Annotated in this window: 13 protein-coding genes and 1 pseudogene; 10 read left to right on the forward strand and 4 right to left on the reverse strand. The window is 68.1% G+C overall.

Annotated elements, in window-relative coordinates:
* The first annotated feature begins 187 nt into the window (after positions 1–187).
* Together metG and AC1DSO_RS19730 are read left to right on the forward strand one after the other, a co-directional pair.
* On the forward strand, positions 188–1,897 hold the full coding sequence (gene metG / locus AC1DSO_RS19725; RefSeq protein WP_477070426.1) for a methionine--tRNA ligase: 1,710 nt from the start codon (positions 188–190) through the stop codon (positions 1,895–1,897).
* 1 nt (position 1,898) lies between these two features.
* Positions 1,899–3,109, forward strand: a pseudogene (locus AC1DSO_RS19730) (MFS transporter); the annotation flags it as partial.
* A gap of 61 nt (positions 3,110–3,170) precedes the next feature.
* Here the strand turns inward: AC1DSO_RS19730 and cysN are convergent.
* Both cysN and cysD read right to left on the reverse strand, forming a co-directional pair.
* Positions 3,171–5,078, reverse strand: a complete 1,908-nt coding sequence (cysN, locus tag AC1DSO_RS19735; RefSeq protein ID WP_477070427.1) for a sulfate adenylyltransferase subunit CysN — start codon at positions 5,076–5,078, stop codon at positions 3,171–3,173.
* Entirely contained in the window at positions 5,078–6,058 is a 981-nt protein-coding gene (gene cysD, locus AC1DSO_RS19740; protein ID WP_477070428.1) for a sulfate adenylyltransferase subunit CysD, read from the reverse strand. The genes cysN and cysD overlap by 1 nt, the downstream gene beginning before the upstream one ends.
* 232 nt (positions 6,059–6,290) lie before the next feature.
* On the opposite strand from cysD, the gene AC1DSO_RS19745 reads away from it, so the two are divergent.
* From AC1DSO_RS19745 to AC1DSO_RS19755, 3 genes are all read left to right on the forward strand, one after another.
* Complete coding sequence (locus tag AC1DSO_RS19745; RefSeq protein WP_477070429.1) at positions 6,291–6,500, forward strand: hypothetical protein; 210 nt, start codon at positions 6,291–6,293, stop codon at positions 6,498–6,500.
* 172 nt (positions 6,501–6,672) lie between these two features.
* Positions 6,673–9,351, forward strand: coding sequence for a polar localization protein TipN (locus tag AC1DSO_RS19750; protein WP_477070430.1), 2,679 nt, complete (start codon positions 6,673–6,675; stop codon positions 9,349–9,351).
* Between the two features lie 14 nt (positions 9,352–9,365).
* Complete coding sequence (locus AC1DSO_RS19755) at positions 9,366–9,926, forward strand: sugar transferase (RefSeq protein WP_477070431.1); 561 nt, start codon at positions 9,366–9,368, stop codon at positions 9,924–9,926.
* Here AC1DSO_RS19755 and AC1DSO_RS19760 read toward each other — a convergent pair.
* A complete protein-coding gene (locus tag AC1DSO_RS19760; RefSeq protein ID WP_477070432.1) occupies positions 9,923–11,371 on the reverse strand; it encodes a mannitol dehydrogenase family protein in 1,449 nt (482 codons plus the stop codon). The genes AC1DSO_RS19755 and AC1DSO_RS19760 overlap by 4 nt on opposite strands.
* An 86-nt stretch (positions 11,372–11,457) precedes the next feature.
* A complete protein-coding gene (locus AC1DSO_RS19765; protein WP_477070433.1) occupies positions 11,458–12,966 on the reverse strand; it encodes a UxaA family hydrolase in 1,509 nt (502 codons plus the stop codon).
* Positions 12,967–13,126: 160 nt separating this feature from the next.
* Here AC1DSO_RS19765 and AC1DSO_RS19770 point away from each other — a divergent pair, with 160 nt between their 5' ends.
* The 5 genes from AC1DSO_RS19770 (at position 13,127) to ppc (ending at position 20,494) form a co-directional block, all read left to right on the forward strand.
* Positions 13,127–14,215, forward strand: a complete 1,089-nt coding sequence (locus tag AC1DSO_RS19770) for a LacI family DNA-binding transcriptional regulator (RefSeq protein ID WP_477070434.1) — start codon at positions 13,127–13,129, stop codon at positions 14,213–14,215.
* Positions 14,216–14,326: 111 nt separating this feature from the next.
* On the forward strand, positions 14,327–15,790 hold the full coding sequence (gene uxaC / locus AC1DSO_RS19775) for a glucuronate isomerase (protein WP_477070435.1): 1,464 nt from the start codon (positions 14,327–14,329) through the stop codon (positions 15,788–15,790).
* Positions 15,791–15,814: 24 nt separating this feature from the next.
* Entirely contained in the window at positions 15,815–16,657 is an 843-nt protein-coding gene (kduI, locus tag AC1DSO_RS19780; protein WP_477070436.1) for a 5-dehydro-4-deoxy-D-glucuronate isomerase, read from the forward strand.
* Positions 16,658–16,807: 150 nt separating this feature from the next.
* Positions 16,808–17,578, forward strand: a complete 771-nt coding sequence (kduD, locus tag AC1DSO_RS19785) for a 2-dehydro-3-deoxy-D-gluconate 5-dehydrogenase KduD (protein WP_477070437.1) — start codon at positions 16,808–16,810, stop codon at positions 17,576–17,578.
* A gap of 186 nt (positions 17,579–17,764) precedes the next feature.
* Positions 17,765–20,494: a phosphoenolpyruvate carboxylase gene (gene ppc, locus AC1DSO_RS19790; protein ID WP_477070438.1), complete on the forward strand. Its 2,730-nt coding sequence runs from the start codon at positions 17,765–17,767 to the stop codon at positions 20,492–20,494.
* Positions 20,495–21,188 lie beyond the last annotated feature (694 nt).

A 21,188-nucleotide genomic window follows, 5' to 3' on the forward strand; every position in this document is an offset into this window, starting at 1 on the left:
CCGCGTGGTCGTCCGCCCCCGGAGGGGGCGGAAGGGTTACACTGCCTTCTTCCCCCTCCGGGGGAGGAGCGCCGCAGGCGCGGAGGGGGCAAGAGACGAACTCGCCAAACCTTTCCCTCGCCGCCCGACCCTTCTATATGCGGACGCTCTCTAGCGTTCCCCGACTCCCCCGAAAGGCCGCGCCCGCATGGCTCGCATCCTGATCACCTCGGCCCTGCCGTATATCAACGGCATCAAGCACCTGGGCAATCTGGCGGGGTCGATGCTGCCGGCGGACGTCTATGCGCGCTTCCAGCGGGCCCGGGGCCACGAGACGCTCTACATCTGCGCCACCGACGAGCACGGCACGCCCGCCGAGCTGGCCGCCACCGCCGCCGGCCAGGACGTCGCCACCTACTGCGCCGAGCAGCACGTGCTGCAGCATGACGTGGGCCGCGCCTTCGGCCTGTCGTGGGACCATTTCGGCCGCTCGTCGTCGCCGCAGAACCACCGCCTGACCCAGCATTTCTGCCAGGCCCTGGAAGACCACGGCCTGATCGAGGAACGGGTCGATCAGATGGTCTATTCGGTCGACGACAAGCGCTTCTTGCCCGACCGCTATGTCGAAGGCACGTGCCCGCACTGCGGCTTCGAGAAGGCGCGCGGCGACCAGTGCGACAACTGCGGCAACCTGCTGGATCCGACCGACCTGAAGGACCCGTACTCGGTGATCTCGGGCTCCCGGAACATCGAGGTGCGCGACACTCGTCACCTGTATCTCCTTCAGACAAAAATGGCTGATCGCATCAGGGCCTGGGTCGACAGCCACGCCGACTGGCCGCAACTGGCCCGCTCGATCGCCTACAAGCACCTGGACGAAGGTCTGATCGATCGCGGCATCACCCGTGACCTGGCCTGGGGCATCCCCGTGGCCCAGAACGGCCTGCCGCGCCCGGGCTTCGAGGACAAGGTCTTCTACGTCTGGTTCGACGCCCCGATCGAATACATCGCCGCCACCCAGGAATGGGCTGAGGGCTCGCCCGACCGCGACTGGAAGCGCTGGTGGCGCACTGACAGCGGCGCCGAAGACGTCCGCTACGTCCAGTTCATGGGCAAGGACAACGTGGCGTTCCACACCGTCAGCTTCCCGGCGACCATCCTCGGCTCGGAAGAGCCGTGGAAGAGCGTCGACATGCTCAAGGCCTTCAACTGGCTGAACTGGTACGGCGGCAAGTTCTCGACCTCGAACAAGCGCGGCGTGTTCATGGACGCCGCCCTGGAAATCCTGCCGCCCGACCTGTGGCGCTGGTACCTGACCGCCAATTCGCCGGAAAGCAGCGACACCGCCTTCACCTGGGAGCAGTTCGCCAGCGCCGTGAACCGCGATCTGGCCGACGTGCTGGGCAACTTCGTCAACCGCATCCTGAAGTTCAACGAGAGCAAGTTCGAGGGCGTCGTGCCGGCGGGCGGCGAGCCGGGCCCGCTGGAGGAGAAGCTGTTCGCCGACGTCTCCGCGCGCCTGGCGGATCTCGCCGAACAGATGGACGCCATCGAGATCCGCAAGAGCGCCCAGGCGCTGCGGGCCCTCTGGGTGGTCGGCAACGAGTACCTGCAGGAGGCCGCGCCGTGGACCGCGATCAAGACCGATCGCGACCGCGCCGCCGTCATCGTCCGCACGGCCCTGAACCTGGCGGCGCTGTACGCCAAGATCTCGACCCCGTTCATCCCATTCGCGGCCGAGAAGATCGGCGCGGCGTTCGGCCTGGATTTCCCGGCGCAATGGCCGTCGACCGACGCGGCGGCCGAGCTCTCCAAGCTGCCGGTCGGCCAGGCAATCACCGTCCCGGACGTCCTGTTCAAGAAGATCGAAGACGATCAGATCGCCGAGTGGACGGCCCGCTTCGGCGGCGCGGAGTAAGGTGACCGGGGCGGGGGACAAGCCGGAAGACAAGGGCCTCCCGACCCTCGTCCGCCTCTGCCTGTTCTACGCCGCTATCTATCTGAGCTCGGGCGTCAGCCTGCCCTATATCGGCACCTATCTGCGTTCGCGCGGCATGAGCGGCGGCGAGATCGGCCTGATCCTGGCCGTGCCGCTGTTGCTGAAGCCCTTCACGGGGCCGGTGCTGGCGGTCTGGGCCGACGGCTTCACCCTACGGCGCACGCCGATGGTGCTGCTGCTGGTCGGGGCGGGCCTGGGCTATGCGGGGCTGCTGGCGTCGTCGAACCTCTGGTGGCTGATCCTGGCCTGGTTCGTCGGCCAAACCCTGCTGTCGACTGTCTCGCCGCTGATCGACGTCATCACCCTGCGCCGGGCGCGGACCGAGGGCTTCAACTACGGGATCCCGCGCGGCACCGGCTCCAGCGCCTTCATCGCCGCCAACCTGGCCATGGGCGCGATCCTGACCTTCGCGGCCCCGACCGTCATCGCCGCCTGGATCGCCGCGGCCTGCCTGGTCGGCGCGGCGGCGGCGGCCCTGGCCGTGCCGCCCGAACGGGTCCACGCCGAGGGGGCCAAACCCGCCCGCTCCGAACGCTGGAAGGGCCTGGGCGACCTGGTTCGCGACCGCACCTTCGTCCTGGCGGTGGTCACAGCGGGCCTGATCCAGGGGGCGCACGCCTTCTACTACGGCTTTTCGGCCATCCTCTGGAGGAAGCAGGGGATCTCCGAGCCGATGATCGGCGTCCTGTGGGGCGTCGGGGTGGCGGCCGAGGTCGGCTTCATGTGGTTTCTCGAGCCCCTGCGCCGTCGCTGGGGGCCCGAGCGGTTCCTGATCGTGGGCGCGGCCGCCGCGGTGCTGCGCTGGACCTGCTATGCGTTCGAGCCGCCGCTGTGGGCGCTGTTCCCGCTGCAGTCGCTGCACGCCATGACCTTCGCGGCCTCGTTCCTGGCCTCGCTGCGGCTGATCGAGAAGCTGACGCCGCCGACCAACGCCTCGGCGGCCCAGGCGATCAACTCGGCCCTGTCGTCCGGCTTCACCCTGGGCGTGGCGACCCTGTGCTCGGGACCGCTGTTCGACGCCTTCGGCCCGTTCGGCTATCTGGCCGTCGCCGCCATGGCCCTGCTGGGCCTTGGCGGCGCGATCATGCTGGCGCGTCGGTCCAGAAACCTGTCCTAGACAGGTTTCGTTTCTTTGGTTGGAGCGTGACGGGCGCCGAAACCGGCATCCACTTTCGGCTGTCACGCTCCAGCATCAGATCGTGTAGTCGATCTCCTGGCCTTCCAGCCACGCCACGATCCGCTCGGCGGCTTCCACCGGATCGATCGCGGTGGTGTCGATCCGCAGTTCAGGCTTCTCGGGCGCTTCGTAGGGGCTGTCGACGCCGGTGAAGTTCTTCAGCTGGCCCGAGCGGGCCTTCTTGTAGAGACCCTTGACGTCGCGCGCCTCGGCCACGGCCAGGGGCGTGTCGATGAAGACCTCGACGAACTCGCCTTCGCCCAGCAGCTCGCGCGCCAGCCGGCGTTCGGCCCGGAACGGCGAGATGAAGGCGGTCAGCACGATCAGGCCGGCGTCGACCATCAGCTTGGCCACCTCGGCGACCCGGCGGATGTTCTCGACGCGGTCCTCCTCAGTGAAGCCCAGGTCCTTGTTCAGCCCGTGGCGGACATTGTCGCCGTCCAGCAGATAGGTGTGACGGCCCAGGGCGTGCAGGCGCTTCTCGACCAGGTTGGCGATGGTCGACTTGCCCGCGCCCGAAAGCCCCGTGAGCCAGACGACCTGGCCGCGCTGGCTCTTCAGCGCCGCCCGCGAGGCCTTGGTGACGTCGGAGTGCTGCCAGTGGATATTGTCGGCCCGCCGCAGCGCGAAGTTCAGCATGCCCGCGCCGACCGTGCGGTTGGACAGGCGGTCGACCAGGATGAAGCCGCCCATCTGGCGATTGTCGGCATAGGCTTCGAACGGGATGGCCTGGTCGAGCGAGAGGTTGCAGACCCCGATCTCGTTCAGCTCCAGCCGCTTGGCGGCGGTGTGCTCCAGCGTGTTGACGTTCACTCGGTGCTTGATGTCGGTGATGCTGGCGCTGACCGTCCTCGCGCCCAGCTTCAGCAGATAGGTGCGGCCGGGGGGGAGAGGCTCGTCGTCCATCCAGACGACGGTGGCTTCGAACTGGTTGGCGACCGGAGCAGGCGCATCGGCGGTGGCGATGACGTCGCCGCGCGAGACGTCGATCTCGTCTTCCAGCGTCAGGGTCACCGACTGGCCGGCGACGGCCTGGGGCAGGTCGCCCGGCAGGGTGACGATCCGCGCCACCCGGCTCTCGCGACCCGAGGGCAGGGCGCGGATGCGGTCGCCCGGCTTGATCGAGCCCGAGGCGATCAGGCCCGAGAAGCCGCGGAAGTCGAGGTTCGGGCGATTGACCCACTGCACGGGCATGCGGAACGGCTTGGCCTGCAGGTCGTCCTCGACCTCGACGCCTTCCAGCCAGTCCATCAGGATCGGACCGTCGAACCACGGCGTCTGGTCGCTGCGGCTAGCCATGTTGTCGCCGCCCAGGCCCGAGATCGGGATGGGCGTGAAGACCGACAGGCCGATCTGCTCGGCGAAGGCGCGATAGTCGGCGACGATCCGGTCGAACACCGCCTGATCCCAGCCGACCAGGTCCATCTTGTTCACCGCCAGCACGACGTGGCGGATGCCGAGCAAGGACACCAGATAGCTGTGGCGGCGGGTCTGGGTCAGCACGCCCTTGCGGGCGTCGATCAGGATCACGGCCGCGTCGGCGGTCGAGGCGCCGGTGACCATGTTGCGCGTATATTGCTCGTGGCCGGGCGTGTCGGCGACGATGAACTTGCGCTTCTCGGTCGAGAAGAAGCGGTAGGCGACGTCGATGGTGATGCCTTGCTCGCGCTCGGCGGCCAGGCCGTCGACCAGCAGGGCAAAGTCGATCGCGCCGCCCTGGGTGCCGACCTTCTTCGAGTCGGCCTCGAGGGCCGCCATCTGGTCCTCGAAGATCATCTTGCTGTCGTACAGCAGGCGACCGATCAGCGTGGACTTGCCGTCGTCGACGCTGCCGCAGGTGATGAAGCGCAGCAGCGACTTGTGCTGGTGCTGATGCAGATAGGCGTCGATATCCTGGGCGATCAGGGCGGACTGGTGCGCCATCAGAAATAGCCCTCCTGCTTCTTCTTCTCCATCGAGGCGGACTGGTCATGGTCGATGACCCGGCCCTGGCGCTCCGACGTCGTGGTCAGCAGCATCTCCTGGATGACCTGGGGCAGGGTGGAGGCCTGGCTCTCGACCGCGCCGGTCAGCGGGTAGCAGCCCAGGGTGCGGAAGCGGACGCTCTTCATCTGCGGGACTTCGCCGTCTCGCAGGCGGAAGCGATCGTCGTCGACCATGATCAGCGCGCCGTCGCGCTCGACCACCGGCCGCTCGGCCGCGAAGTACAGCGGCACGATCGGGATGTTCTCCAGGTGGATGTACTGCCAGACGTCCAGCTCGGTCCAATTGGAGATCGGGAACACCCGCAGGCTTTCGCCCGGGTGCTTGCGGGTATTGTAGAGGTTCCACAGTTCGGGGCGCTGGTTCTTCGGATCCCAGCGGTGCTCGGAAGAGCGGAACGAGAACACCCGTTCCTTGGCGCGGCTCTTCTCCTCGTCGCGGCGCGCGCCGCCGAAGGCCGCGTCGAAGCCGTACTTGGTCAGGGCCTGCTTGAGGCCCTCGGTCTTCCAGAGATCGGTGTGCAGGGCGCTGCCGTGATCGAACGGATTGATCCCGCGCGCCTCGGCGTCGGGGTTCTTGTGGACGATCAGGTCGAAGCCCAGCTCCGAGGCCACCTTGTCGCGCAGGGCGTACATGTCCCGGAACTTCCAGGTCGTGTCGACGTGCAGCAGCGGGAAGGGTGGCTTGCTGGGGTAGAAGGCCTTGGCGGCCAGGTGCAGCATCACCGCGCTGTCCTTGCCGATCGAATACAGCATGACCGGCCGCTCGCACTCGGCCGCCACCTCGCGCAGGATGTGGATGCTCTCGGCCTCGAGGCGCTGGAGGTGCGTCAGTCGAGCCGGCGAGATCGCGGGCTTGGTTAGATCTGGCGTCATCGGGTCCGGCGGGTACGCGGCGGGTGCGAATTGGGTAAGGGCCAAGGCGAGGGTCCGCAAAGGAAAAATGTCCGGGACCGTCCTGTCGAAACGGGGCGCTCCGGTGCAGGCTGGGACCTAGGCCCGAGGGGCGTCGGGGACAACCGCCGGAATTCTGAGGGCGCTGTCAGTTGGCGTGGCGCCACACCGCGAAGGCTTCGGCGTTCATGACCAAAAGTTCACTCGCCCTTCATCGGGAACGCTCACATAACGGCGCTATCGGTTTCCGAGGTGGGCTATGGGCTTCCTGACCGAAATGCTGGCTGTGGCGGTCGTCTGGCTGTCGTCGTTCGCGCTCTGCCAGTTCGGCGTCGCGGTCGACCATGGCGCATGCCCACACGCCAAGAATGTGCGGGCCAAGACCGTCGCTCGCTCGCCGCGCGACCTGGCCGCCAAACCTGCTCCGACCGCTGTCAACGCCCCCGCCAGCGCGCCGCGAGACGCCTGAACGCGCGCCTTGACGCCGCAACCCTTGCCAACACAAGGAAAGCCGCTTTTCGCCAAGGCTTTTCACCGTTAGGTTCATGTGACACGCGAAGGAGGGGTCCGGCGCGCGAAGGTTGTCTCCTGCGCCCCTCGCCGACGCCCCATTCGCCGACGTCCTGGGACCCTGGCTGTGTATGAAGCCTAAGAAGCGCCAACCGCTCGATTTCTCCGCGACGCCGACGGACACCCCTCCCGAGGACACCAGGATCACGCCTGAACTCCCAGAGGCGACACTCCCAGAGGCGACGTCGTTTTCCGAGCCGGAGGCGGATATCCCGTCCGCCGAACCCTTGAGCCTGCAAGAGATACTGAACGACGACCTGGCGGTTCCGCCGCCGACGGCCGTGCGGTCTCGCCGTCGCCGCGAGCCGGAGCCTGAGCCGATCACCAGTTTCGCCGAGCCTGACCTGAAGCCCGCGACCTCGCTGGCCGCCAGTGCTCAGCCGCCGGCTCCGATCGTCGAGGCCGATCGCGCCTCGCCCGCCAAGGCCGGAACGCGCGAAGCCGCGCTCGATCTGCGTGGCCCGATGTCCGAGACGCCGGTCGCGCTGACCACCGAGGATGTTCCGCGCCGCATGTCCGGCGTGCTGTTCTGGACCCTCGCGACCGCCCTCGCGGCGCTGTGGGCCCTGGCGCCGATCGCCTTTGCGTTCGGTTACGCCCGTGGCGTGCCGGCCTTCAAGGTCGAGGGCTTCGCCTTGATGGTGTTCGCCGGCCTGGCCCTGGGTCCGGCTCTGCTAACCCTGCTGGGCGCCTATCTGCTGCGCCAGGCGAACGGGATTTCGGACGAACTGCGCCGCACCCGCACCCTGACCGACCGTCTGGTCAGCCCGGCCGCCTTGGCCGCCGCCGGCGCGTCCAGCGCCGTCGACGCCATGCGCCAGGGTGTCGAAGAGGCCGCCGCCGCCGCCCAACGGGCGCGCGAGCACATCGTTTCGCTGCGCCAGGCCCTGGCCGAGGAGACGGCGCGCCTGGCCGAGGCCGCCGCCGAGTCCGCCAAGATGGCCAATCAGTTGGCCCAGGGCCTGAGCCATGAGCGCACCGCGATGGAGTCCCTGTCGCAGTCGCTGGACGCGCGCTCCACGGCGGTGGTCGACGCGATCGGCAGCCAAGCCCGCATGGTGGCCGAAGCCTCCGACCTAGCCGAGACCCAACTGCGCGAGGCCGAGGCCGCCCTGGCCGCCCGCGCCGCCGATCTGGCCGCCGCCGCCGCCGAAGCCTCCGACGCCGCCCGCGTCGGCGCCGAGGACCTCTCGCGCCAGATCGCGCGCCTGGAGACCGCCGGCCATGGCGTCGGCGATCAGGTCGCTTCGGTCGAGAAGAGTCTGGCCGCCCAGCGCGCCGCGCTCGTGGAGGTCAGCCAGGCGCTGCGTTCGGATCAGGAGGACTTCGCCTCCGAGGCCGAGACGCGCACGGCCCAGCTCACCGAGTTCGTCGCCTATACTCGGGTCGGGGCCACCGAGCTGTCCGACACCGCCTCCATGGGCGCGGAGATCCTGCGCGGCCTGATCAGCTCCGCCGCCGACCAGTTCCGCGAACTGGCCGAGGGCGCGACCGCCCATCGGGAAACCCTGGCCGACAACGCCAAGAAAACGCTCGAAACCATCGGCGACGTCGCCGAGAACCAGCGCACCCTGCTGGAGGAAGAGCTGAAGGCGGCCATGGAAGCGATGGCTCAAGCCGCGCTCAAGGCCAGCGAAAGCGTCGAGGCCCGCGTCGAGGCCGCCCGCAGCCGCGTCGACCAGCTGAACGAGATCGCCTTCGCCGCTGGCCAGAAAGCCGACGCCGTCTTCGAATCTCGCATGGAAGAGGCGCGCGACATCATCGAGCACTCGGCCCAGATGGTCGAACAGGCCGGGGCGCGCACCTCGCAGAAGCTGGCCGACTCCGTCCAGTCCGCGCGTGGCACCTTGGACGAGTTGGAAGGCATGCTGGCCGAGATCGGCAAGCGCACCGCCGACCTGCCGGCCGAAGCCCTGCAGAAGGCCGCCGAGGTCCGCATCTCGATCGAGCAGGGCGTCGAGCAGCTGATGAACGCCATTCGCCGCACCGCCGAGGAGACGGCGTCGATCGATCAGGCCTTCCAGGAACGCGTGCGCCGCAACTACGAAATGCTCAGCGAAGCGGCTGGGGCCGTCACGGCCTCTAGCGCCGCCACCGTGGCCGCTCGCGCGGCTTCGCCTACGCAACCGCCAAAGCGTTCCGCCGCGCCGCCGCCAGCGGTTCAACCGCCTCAGCCCCTACCGATGGCGGAGTTCGACGACGAGGACGAGCCGCCCGCCGACCGTCGCCGCCTGCGCTTGACGCCGACGGCCTCCGACGAGGAGTTCCGCTCGGTGTTCGAGCAGGCCGCGCCGCGCAAGCAGTCTTCAACGCCGCCGCCGGAGCCGGACGGCGAGGGGGGCTGGAGCTGGCGCAGCTTGCTTTCGGGTATCGAGAACAGCTCGCCGGGCGATGCCGCGTTGGGCGAGAAGCTGGCGGCCGAAATCACCGCCATGGGGATCGACCCGCACGCCCTGCTGCCGCGCGGCCGCATCGACGAGATCGCCGCCGCCCTGCAGACCCGAGACGCCACCGGCGCCCGCGAGGTGGTCAAGCGCCTGGCCCCCGCCGCCATCCGCCGTCTGGTCCGCCGTCTGTTCTCGGATGCCACGCTGAAGAGCAACACCGAGCGCTTCCTCAAGCGCTACGCCGGCATGATCGACGAGGCCGCCGGCCAGGACCGCGAAGGCTTCCTGCTGGCGGCGCTGCTGTCGTCGGATGCGGGCCGGGCCTATCTGCTGCTCGACGCGGCCAGCGGCGACCTGGGTTGATCCCTGGAGGCTAGGTGAAGCGCGCCTTCGACTTCCTGGCGGCGGCGGTCGGCCTGATCGTGCTGGCCGTCCCGCTGGCGGCCCTGTGGCTGCTGGTGCGCCTGACGTCGCCGGGGCCGGGACTCTACTGGTCGCAACGGGTGGGCAAGGGCTCGACGCTGTTTCCCATGCCGAAGTTCCGCACCATGCGGATCGATACGCCTGAGGTCGCCACGCATCTGCTGGAGGATCCTGACCGCTGGCTGACGCCGCTGGGGCCGATGATGCGCAAGCTCAGTCTCGACGAGCTGCCGCAACTGTGGAGCGTGCTGGTCGGCCACATGAGCCTGGTCGGCCCGCGTCCGGCGCTGTTCAACCAGGATGACCTGATCGCGGCGCGCAAGGCCGCCAGCGTCGATGTCCTGCGGCCTGGCGTCACCGGCTGGGCGCAGATCAACGGCCGCGACGAGCTGGCCATCGCGGACAAGGTGGCTCTGGACGCCGAGTACCTGCGCCGCCGATCGTTCCTGTTCGACCTGAGGATCATGGTCAGCACCGTCATTCCGGTGCTGACCGCCAAAGGCGTGACCCGTTAAGCGAGGTTCGCGTAGGCCATTTCGACCGCTTCCACGAAGATCGGGTTGCCGGTCAGGTTGGCTGGGAACACGCTGCTCAGCGCCAGGAAGGCCGAGACATCGGTCTTGGCGTCGCCAGTCGCGCCGACGCCGATTTCCGACAGCTTGTCGGCCAGCGGATCGGTGATCGCTTCGCCGGTCTTGGCGCGCAGGGCCACGAACCGCATCCAGGCCGCCAGCGAGATGGCCAGGCGCTCGATCGAGCGGCCGGCCTCCAGCGTCTCGGTCAAGGTGCCGAGGATCCGGAACGGCAGCTTCTGGGTGCCGTCCCAGGCGATCTGCGCCAGGAAGTGGCGGATTTCGGGATTGCGGAACCGAGCCAGGATGGCTTCGGCATACTCGGCCAGGTCCAGACCCCGCGGCGCAGTGAGCGTCGGGATGATGTCCTTGACCATCAGGTCGCGGGCCAGGGCCTCGAGGGCCGGATCGCTGACCGCTTCGAACACCGTCTCATGGCCGCGCAGGATACCGGCATAGGCCAGGGTGGAGTGGACGCCGTTCAACAGGCGCAGCTTGGCGCGTTCGAAGCCGCGCACATCGTCGGTCAGGATGACGCCGACGCTAGCCAAGTCCGGCGCATCAGCCGGCAGCACGTCCTCGACCACCCACTGGGTAAAGGCTTCGCGCTGGATCGGCCAGGCGTCTTCCAGGCCGGTGGCGGTCTGGACGCGGGCGCGCAGGGCGTCATCGGTGGCCGGGGTGATGCTGTCGACCATGGTGCGCGGGAAGCTGGCTTCGCGCTCGATCCAGGCGGCGAGGTCGGCGTCGACCTTGGACGCGAAGGCGACGACGGCCGCCTTCAGACGCCAGCCGTTGTCGGCGAGGTTGTCGCACGCCACGACGGCGTAGGGGGCGAGGCCCGCGGCGAACCGGCGGCGCAGACCCTCGACAATGTAGCCGACGGCGCTCTTCGGCTCGCGCGGATGGGCCAGATCATGGACGATGTCCGGATGGCTCTCGTCGAGGCCGCCGGCGCTGGAGAGGGTGTAGCCCTTTTCGGTCACGGTCAGGGTGACGATACGGGTGGTCGGGGCGGCGAGGCGCGCGAACACCGACGGGGGATCTTCCGGGGCGACCAGAACCTCGACGATCGAACCGACGACGCGGAAGGTGGTCTCGGCGTCCAGCTGGGCCAAGGTGTAGAGCCCGTCCTGGGGCTCCAGGGCGTCGCGAACGCCGGGGCTCTTCAGCGAGACGGCGCAGATCCCCCAGCGCGGGTCCTTGGCCAGCAGCTGGTCGAAATAGAACGCCTGGTGGGCGCGGTGAAAGGCGCCGGGGCCGAAATGGACGATGCCGACCTGGACCTTGTCACGATCGTAGGTCGGCAGGACGACGCCGGGGATAGCGCCCGGATAGCTGGTCGCGCTCAGACGCAGGGCAGGGGAGGTCGCGGAAGAAGCCGTCAAGGGAGCACGCCTGGGGTTTCGTAACGGAAGGATTGGCAGCCTACATGCTGTAGTCTGACCTTGGTGGCAATTGGCTTGACCATTTCCTAGAGGGTCACGCCCGACTTCCAGATCGCGATCTCGCGCTCGCCGTTCAGCTCGGCCTTGGTGGCCTTGCCCGAGGCGGTGTCGACCACCAGGTCCATCAGGGCGTCGGCGGCGTCGTCCATCGAGACGCCCGCCAGCACCTGGCCGGCGTCGAAGTCGATCCAGCCGGGCTTGCGCTGGGCCAAGCCCGAATTCGAGGCGATCTTCAGGGTCGGGGCGGGGAAGCCCAGCGGCGTGCCGCGGCCGGTGGTGAACAGGATCACCGTGGCGCCGGCGGCGGTCAGGGCGGTCGACGACACGGCGTCGTTGCCGGGGGCCTCCAGCAGGGTCAAGCCATGCGGACCGACGCGCTCGCCATAGCGGATCACCTCGACCAGCTGAGCGCGTCCGCCCTTCTGCACCGCGCCTAGAGACTTCTCCTCCAGGGTGGTGATGCCGCCGGCGATGTTGCCGGGCGAGGGGTTTTCGTAGATCGGCTGGTTGTTGTCGATGAAGTAGCGCTTGAAGTCGTCGATCACGCCGACGGCCTGGTCGAACACTTCGCGACTGGCGGCGCGCTGCAGCAGGACGTTCTCGGCGCCGAACACCTCGGGGATCTCGGTCAGGACCGGTGTGCCACCGGCGTCGGCGACCTTGTCGGCGATGCGGCCGACCAGCGGATTGGCGGTGACTCCGGAGAAGCCGTCCGAGCCGCCGCACTTGAGACCGACGACCAGGTCTGAGACCGGGATCGGCTCGCGGCGATCCTGCTCGGCGATTTCGATCAGGGCCTCGACGGCGGCGAGGCCGTCCTCGAGCTCGTCCTCGACCATCTGGGTCGTGAAGCTTCTCAGGCGTTCGCCGTCGATATCGGGCGCGGACTCCAGCAGGGCCTTCAGCTGGTTGTTCTCGCAGCCCAGACCCAGGATCAGCACGCCGCCGGCGTTGGGGTGGCTGGCCAGGCCGGCGATCAGCTTGCGGGTGTGGGTAAGGTCGTCGCCCAGCTGCGAGCAGCCGAACGGATGGGGGAAGGCGTAGACGCCGTCGACGCGGCCGGCGAAGCGCTGGTTGGCCTTCTCGGCGATACGGCGGGCCGTGTTGGCCACGCAGCCGACCGTGCACAGCACCCAGATCTCGTTGCGGGTGCCGGCCCGGCCGTTCTTCCGACGATAGCCGTCGAAGGTGCGGGCCGAGGGAGCGGTGCGCGGCTCGGGCGCGATCGGCGTGAAGGCGTAGCCCTCGACGCCCTCCAGGCGGGTCACGACATTGTGGACGTGGACGTGATCGCCGACCGCGATGTCGACGACCGCCCGGCCGATCGGCCAGCCGTATTTCAGGACGTCGTCACCGGCCTTGGCGGCGCGGATAGCGATCTTGTGGCCCTTGGGAACGTCGCCGCGGACGGTGATCGACTGTCCGTGAAGGTCAAGCTTCTCGCTGGCGACGAGGTCTCGCAAGGCCATCGCCACGTGGTCCCGAGGGTCCACGGGGTGGATCGATTCGCGCTGGGCCAGGGTGGTTTCAGTCATCGTTGATCGTGGTCGCCGGGTTGAGTGTCGCCAAATTGGACCGTCAGTGACATGGTAACCGGTGTCAGTCGGGTCGCAAGCAGACGTTTCGTCCTAGGTTGGCGGCGCTTGCGCGGCTAGAGTATGACAAAAGAAAATGCCTAAAGCTGCTGGAAACGCCGTGAACTCTTCAAAGCCGCCTTCCTCGACCCCGGAAGCCATTGCCCAGGAAGGGGGAGAGACTGGCGTGGAGGGTGGCCGCCGCAGGGCCACCATCAACGACATCGCCCGCCTGGCAGGGGTGTCCAAGAAGACCGTCTCACGCGTCATCAACCAGTCTCCCTTCGTGCGTGACGAAACCCGCGAGCGGATCGAGGCGGTGATCGCCGAGTGGGGCTATGCTCCCGACCCGCAGGCGCGTGGCCTGGCGTTCCGCCGTTCGTTCCTGATCGGCATGGTCTACGACAACCCCAATCCGCAGTACGTCGTGAACATGCAGCTGGGTCTGCTGGACGGCCTGCGCGGCTCGGGCTTCGAGCTGGTCGTTCACCCTTGCGACCGCGCCAGCCCGACGTTCCTGACCGACATCCGCTCCTTCGTGGAGCGTCAGAAGCTGTATGGCGTGGTGCTGCCGCCTTCGGTGTCGGAGGACGAGCGGGTCGCCAAGCTGCTGAACGAAATCGGTTGTTCCTACATCCGCATCGCCTCGGTCGAGCTGGACAAGCCCGAGCACATGATCGTCGGCCACGACCGCTTGGGCGGCGTCCAGGCGGCGCGCCACATCATCGCGCTGGGCCACAAGGCCATCGCCTTCATCTCGGGTCCCGAAAGCTTCCGCTCGTCGCACGAGCGGCGAGGGGGCTTCGAGGACGGTCTGGCCGAGGCCGGCCTTAAGCTTACGCCGGGCGACATCGCCCAAGGCGCCTATACTTTCGAATCCGGCGTGGCCTGCGGCGACGCCCTGCTGGCGCGGACGCCGCGCCCGACGGCGATCTTTTGCGGCAACGACGAAATGGCCGCGGGCGTTCTGCAGTCGGCGCGCAAGGCTGGCCTGTCGGTGCCGCAAGATCTGACCGTCGTCGGCTTTGACGATTTCCAGATCGCTCAGGCCGTCTGGCCGCCGTTGACCACGGTCCATACGCCGACCCGCGAGATCGGACGCATGGCCGCCGAGAAGCTGATCGGTGTCGAGCGGCGAGAACCGCGCGACGCGACCAAGACCGAGCCGAGTTTGGTGGTCCGAGAGTCCTCGGGACCCGTTCCGGCTTGATGAATTGCAGCCGCCTTCGGCTTGCATAGGACCATGACACCGGTTACCAAGCGGACCGAAGCGGCCATCCGCGAAGCCGCAGGCTAAAAAGCAGGGAGCAGACGCACCGCCATGGCTAGGCCTCTGAATTTCCACGACGATCGACTGTTCCCAGCGGATCCGACCACGCGGTCCTATGCGCGGGGCCTCTACGCGCTGGTCAAGGACCTGCCGATCATCAGCCCGCATGGGCATACCGATCCCAGTTGGTTCGCCACCAACGAGCCGTTCCAGGACGCCACCGACCTGCTGCTGGCGCCGGACCACTACCTGTATCGGATGCTCTACAGCCAAGGGATTAGCCTGGACGCCCTGAAGGTGCGGTCCAAGGCCGGCGTCCCGGCGACCGATCCGCGCGAGGCCTGGCGCCTCTTCGCCAGCAATTTCCACCTGTTCCGCGGCACGCCGTCCTGGATCTGGCTGAACCACGTGTTTTCCAAGGTGTTCGGCTTCACCGAGTTCCTCGACGCTTCGAACGCCGACGACTATTTCGACCGCATCAACGAGGCCCTGGCCACCGACGCCTTCCGGCCGCGCGCGCTGTTCGACCGCTTCAACATCGAGACCCTGGCCACCACCGAGGGGCCGCACGAGACGCTGAAGCACCACCACGCCATCCGCGAGAGCGGCTGGGGCGGCCACGTCATCACCGCCTATCGCCCCGATGCCGTCATCGACTTCGAGGACGAGCGCTCGCCGCGCGCCTTCGAGCGCTTCGCCGAGACCTCGGGCCAGGACGTCTACAGCTGGAAGAGCTACCTGGAAGCGCACCGTTTGCGCCGGGGCGCCTTCATCGACGCGGGCGCCACCTCGTCCGACCACGGCCATCCGACGGCAGCCACCGCCGACCTTTCCGACGTCGAGGCCGAGGCGCTGTTCAACAGCCTGGTGAAGGGCGACGTCACGCCCGAGAAGGCCGAGCTGTTCCGCGCCCAGATGCTGACCGAGATGGCCAAGATGAGCCTGGACGACGGGCTGGTCATGCAGATCCACCCCGGCTCGCACCGCAACCACAATGCCGGCCTGTTGGCGTCGCATGGTCGCGACAAGGGCGCCGACATCCCGATGCGGACCGAGTACGTCTCGGCCCTGAAGCCGCTGCTGAGCCGCCTGGGCAACGATCCGCGCCTGTCGGTGATCCTGTTCACCCTGGACGAGACCGTCTACAGCCGCGAACTGGCCCCGCTGGCCGGCCACTATCCGGTGCTGAAGCTGGGCCCCTCCTGGTGGTTCCACGACAGCCCGGAAGGCATGATGCGCTTCCGCGAGCAGGTCACCGAAACCGCCGGCTTCTATAATACCGTCGGCTTCAACGACGACACCCGCGCCTTCCTGTCGATCCCGGCCCGTCACGACGTGGCCCGCCGCGTCGACAGCGCCTTCCTGGCCCGCATGGTCGCCGAGCACCGCATGGACCTGGTCGAGGCCGAAGAGGTGATCGTCGATCTGACGTACAACCTGCCTAAGAAGGCCTACAAGTTGGACCAGCGTCCGGACTGGGCTCGCCCTGCCACGCTGCGCGCCGCCGCCGAATAAGAACACCCTTCCGGAGACTACCCGATGTTCGCCAAGACCTACCACGCCACCCATCCGGACATGATGTTCGCGGTCAGCAACGACGACCTGCGCGATCGCTACCTGATGCAGGGCCTGTTCCAGGACGGCCAGATCGTCCTGACCTACAATCACGCCGAACGCTTCGTCGTCGGCGGCGTCGTCGCCACCACGGCGATCAAGCTGCCCGACCAGACCRAGCCCGCCTCGGCCGCCGGCCATCCGTTCCTGGAGCGCCGCGAGCTGGGCGTGATCAATGTCGGCGACACGACCGGCAAGATCACCGTCGACGGCGTGGCCTACGAGATCGTCCCGCGTGACGGTCTGTACGTCACCATGGGCGCCAAGGACGTGACGTTCGAAGGCATCGGCGGCGCCGCGGCCCGCTTCTACCTGGTCAGCCTGCCGGCCCACGCTTCGTTCGAAACCAAGAAGCTGGCCTTCGCCGACGCCGTCGCCCTGGAGCGCGGCGCGCTGGAGACCAGCAACGAGCGCACCATCTACCAGTACATCGTGCCGACCATCTGCAAGTCGGCCCAGCTCCTGCTGGGCATGACCGTGCTGAAGCCGGGCAGCGTCTGGAACACCATGCCGCCCCACCTGCACGACCGCCGCTCGGAAGCCTATTTCTACTTCGATCTGGGCGAGAACGACCGGGTCTTCCATTACATGGGCGAGCCGGACGAGATGCGTCACATCGTGATCGCCAACGAGGAAGCCGTGATGAGCCCGCCGTGGTCGATCCACATGGGTTCGGGCACCGCCAACTATACGTTCATCTGGGCGATGGGCGGCGAGAACCTCGACTATACCGATATGAACGTGCTGGACATCTGCCAGCTGAAGTAGGCCACAGGCCTCTTCCGTTTCACTTCGGTTGTCATCCCGGCCGGAGCGAAGCGCAGAGCCGGGACCGCTGCAGGCATTCGCGCTTGCCGCGGTCCCGGATCGGCCTTTCAGGCCGTCCGGGATGACAAGTTCAGAGAACAGGAACTCGACATGGCCAATCCGTTCAGCCTCGAAGGCAAGGTCGCGCTCGTCACCGGCGCCAACACCGGGATCGGGCAGGGGATCGCCATTGCGCTCGCTCAGGCCGGCGCCGACATCGCCGCCGCGGGCCGCAGCGAGCCGACCGAGACCCAAGCCGCCGTCGAGGCCCTGGGCCGCAAGTTCCTGTCGATCAAGGCCGACTTCGGGTCGATCGAGCCCGTCCAGCGCGTGGTCGACGAGACCGTGGCCGCGTTCGGCAAGGTCGACATCCTGGTCAATAACGCCGGCATCATCCGTCGCGCCGACTCGATCGAGTTCTCGGAAGCCGACTGGGACGCGGTGATGGACACCAATCTGAAGGTCGTCTTCTTCCTGACCCAGGCCTTCGCCAAGCAGGCGCTGAAGCAGGGCCCCGTGAACGGCGTGGCCGGCAAGGTGATCAATATCGCCAGCCTGCTGTCGTTCCAGGGCGGCATCCGCGTGCCGTCGTACACGGCCGCCAAGTCGGGCCTGGCCGGCCTGACCAAGATCCTGGCCAACGAGTGGGCGACGAAGGGGATCAACGTCAACGCCATCGCGCCGGGCTATTTCGACACCAATAACACCGAGGCCCTGCGCGCGGATCAGGATCGCAACGCCGCCATCCTGGCCCGTATCCCGGCCGCTCGCTGGGGCCGTCCCGAGGACATCGGCGGCGCCGCCGTGTTCCTGGCCTCGCCCGCCGCCGACTACGTCCAAGGGATTACTCTGCCCGTGGATGGCGGCTGGCTGGCGCGCTAGCGACACAAATTCGCGCGAAAATACGATGGTAGCGCAACCATCGTGCCGGGCGGCTTTCCCCGCTCGGTGAAGCGCGCTAGAGGGCGCCGCGACGTCAGGCCCTGGAGACGCTTTCGGGGCCGTGACGCGTTCTCGAGATCCATTCCAGTGGGGGGCCGCACCGCGCGCGGTCCTTGGAGTCCGCGCATGCGCAATCCGGCCCTGTCGATCGACGTCGACCGTCCGACCAGCCGTCACGTCCGCCAGAACGCCAATCTGCTGAGCGATCTGCTGGCCGAGGCCATCGCCTATCTGGAAGGCGACGAGGCCGCCGCCCTGGTGATCCAGGCGCGCAAGGCCGCCTCCCGCGAGGACGAAGCCACCGGTCAGGCGCCGGTGCTGGACCATCTGTTCGCCGACCTCTCCACCGAGCAGGCCGTGTTCCTGGCCCGGGCCTTCGCCAGCCATTCGCTGCTGGCCAATATCGGCGAGGACGTCGCCGGCCGTCGCCGCCACGCCGAGGTCGACGCCCAGCCGGGCGACGAGCGTCCGCGCACCCTGATCGACGCGGTTCGCATCCTGAAGGATCACGGCAAGACCGACGCCGAGCTGGCCAAGATCTTCGCGGCCATGAACGTCGTGCCGGTGCTGACCGCCCACCCGACCGAGGTGCGCCGCCGCAGCATGGTCGACCGCGAGACCGAGATCTCGCGGCTGATGGCCCTGCGCCGCCACCATCTGCCGCCGGACCTCGACGCCGAGATCCGCGAGAGCCTGTTCCGCGAGATCGCCCTGATGTGGCGCACCCGCCTGTACCGGCCCGAGCGGATCACCGTGAAGGACGAGATCCGCAACGCCCTGTCGATTGTCCGCACCTCGATCCTGCCGGCGATCATCGACCTCTATGGCGACTGGRCGGCCAAGATTGGCGAGCACGGGCACTTGGCGCCGCTGTTGAAGATGGGCTCGTGGCTGGGCGGCGACCGCGACGGCCATCCCGGCGTCAACGGCGAGACCCTGAAGCTGGCCCTCAGCTCGCAGTCGCGGGTGATCCTCGACTGGTACGCCGGCGAGGTCCGCAAGCTGTGGTCGAACCTGGCCGTCTCGACCGCCTATACGCCGGTCTCGGAAGAGCTGCTGGCGCTGGCGGCCCAGACCAAGGATCCGTCGGTCCATCGTCTGGACGAGCCGTACCGCCTGGCCCTGGAGCTGGTGTTCGACCGCCTGACCGCCGTGTCGCAGAGGCTGACCGGCCAGCCGGTGGCCTATGCCAACGGCGCCACCGACGTCGAGCCGTATGGCCACCCGGACGCCTTCGTCGCCGACCTGTCGGTCATCATCGACAGCCTGGAACGCAACGGCGGCGAGCGCCTGGTCGGGTCGTCCCTGCGCACTCTGGTCGCGGTGGCCAAGGCTTGCGGCTTCCACCTGATGAGCCTGGACCTGCGCCAGAACGCCGACGTCCACGAGCGCACCGTCCATGAGCTGTTCCAGCGCGCCGGGGCCGGCGTCCGCTATCTGGACCTCGACGAGGACGCCCGCTGCAAGGTGCTGATCGAAGAGCTGTCGCACCAGCGCCCCCTGGTCTCGCCGTTCACCGCCTATGGCGAGGAGACGACGCGGGAGCTGGCCACTATGGACGCCGCCGCCCAGGCGGTGCGCGACTACGGTCACGGCTGCCTCGGCGCGTACATCATTTCGAAGGCCGCGACCCTGTCCGACATCCTCGAGCCGCTGGTCCTGCTCAAGCAGGTCGGCCTGGTGTGGGGCGGGGCCGCGCCCCGCGCCTCGGTCAAGGTCGCGCCGCTGTTCGAGACCATCGGCGACCTCGAGAACGGCCCGGCCGTGCTGCGCCAGTGGCTGGAAATGCCGCTGTCGCGGACCATCCTGGGCGACCGGCCGGTGCAGGAGATCATGCTCGGCTATTCCGACTCGAATAAGGACGGCGGCTATGTCGCCTCCCGACGCGGGGTGGCGCGGGGCGCCTCGGCCCTGGCGTTCGAGGCCGACCGGATGGGCGTGGGCCTGCAGCTGTTCCACGGCCGCGGCGGCAGCGTCGGGCGGGGCGGGGGACCGGCCGCCGAGGCCGTGCTGGCCCAGCCGGCCGGCACCGTCCAGGGCCGCATCCGCATGACCGAGCAGGGCGAGATGATCGCCCGCCGCTTCGGCGACCAGCCGACCGCTCGCCGCAATCTCGACGGCCTGGCCGCCGCCGTGCTGATCGCCAGCGACCGGCCGGCCCACCGCCCCGACCCCAAGGTCGAGGCGGCCATGACCGCCCTGGCCCAGAGCTCGTTCGAGGGCTATCGGGCCCTCGTTTATGACGACCCGGCGTTCGAGGATTTCTTCTGGTCGGTCACGCCGATCAGCGAGATCGCCCGCCTCAACATCGGCAGCCGCCCAGCCAGTCGCACCGCCAGCCGCAAGATCGAGGACCTGCGCGCCATCCCGTGGGTGTTCAGCTGGTCGCAGGCCCGCTTCATGCTGCCGGGCTGGTACGGCTTCGCCTCGGGCGTCGAGCGGGCCGGCCTGTCGGTCGAGCAGCTGCGCGACCTGGCCGGCAACTTCGATTTCTTCGCGTCCTTGCTGTCGAACATGGAGCTGGCCCTGGCCCAGAGCCACATGGGTATCGCCGCCGGCTACGTGGCCCTGTCGCCGGACAAGGCCGACGCCGAGCGGATCTTCGCGACCATCCAGCGCGAGCACGAGGCGGCGGCCCGCCTGGCGCTGGAGATCCGCAACGGCTCGGCCCTGCTGGACAACCAGCCGGACCTTTCCGAGTCGGTGGCCCTGGCCGGCCGGTCGGTGGACCCCCTGAACCACCTGCAACTCGAGCTGCTGTCGCGCCGCCGAGCCGGGGACCAGGACGAGTCGCTGCGCCTGGCCATCCAGCTGACGGTCGCGGGCATCGCGGCGGGGCTGCGCAATACGGGGTGACCATCTCCCGATCCGACCTCCCCGGCGAAGGCCGGGGTCCAGATCGAATCCGTGAACGTGGAGGGAAGGGCGTCGCCGCTTGGCGCATCATCCCCAGCCGCTCCGGTTGAATCTGGGCCCCGGCCTTCGCCGGGGAAGTCGGAGGTGGGGAGGCCGGGAAGTGAGGGGCGGCGAAACGCCGTTTTTCCATTCCCGCAAAGGCTTTCATTTTCAAGCGCTTGCTCGTCCTCATTTCCAACCTCGACAGCGCTTGCGCTCCTCTCCGCTTTCTGATTATCTCCCCATGACACCGGTGGCGAAGTGGCCTGGCCACTTCCCCGGTTTCCGGTGACACCGGTGTCATAACGTTTCGGTGCAGCGTCGTGGTTGGCCGTCTCGTTTGCGGCTCTTTGAGCTCGCTCCTGCGCAAACTTCCGGGGCGTCGGGTCATACCGACGCCCTCACTTTTGCGACCGGGCGAGGGCAGGGCGCCAAAAGGAAAAGAGTTCGGGGAAGGAAGCGACGACCAGAGACTTTGCGCGTGAGAGCGACCAGCAAGTGGTCCCGACTCCGCGCCTCACGCTCCATTAGTTCGACGTCGCGGCAAGCCCGGTATGGCGCCCGCGCCCGACGCGGTCTAAGGGAACGCCCTGAGCCAATACCGGCGAAATATTGCTCGCGCGGCGGCCCAAACGGCCATCCGCGCAAGAACGAT

This window comes from Caulobacter sp. P4_E5 (assembly GCF_056401555.1).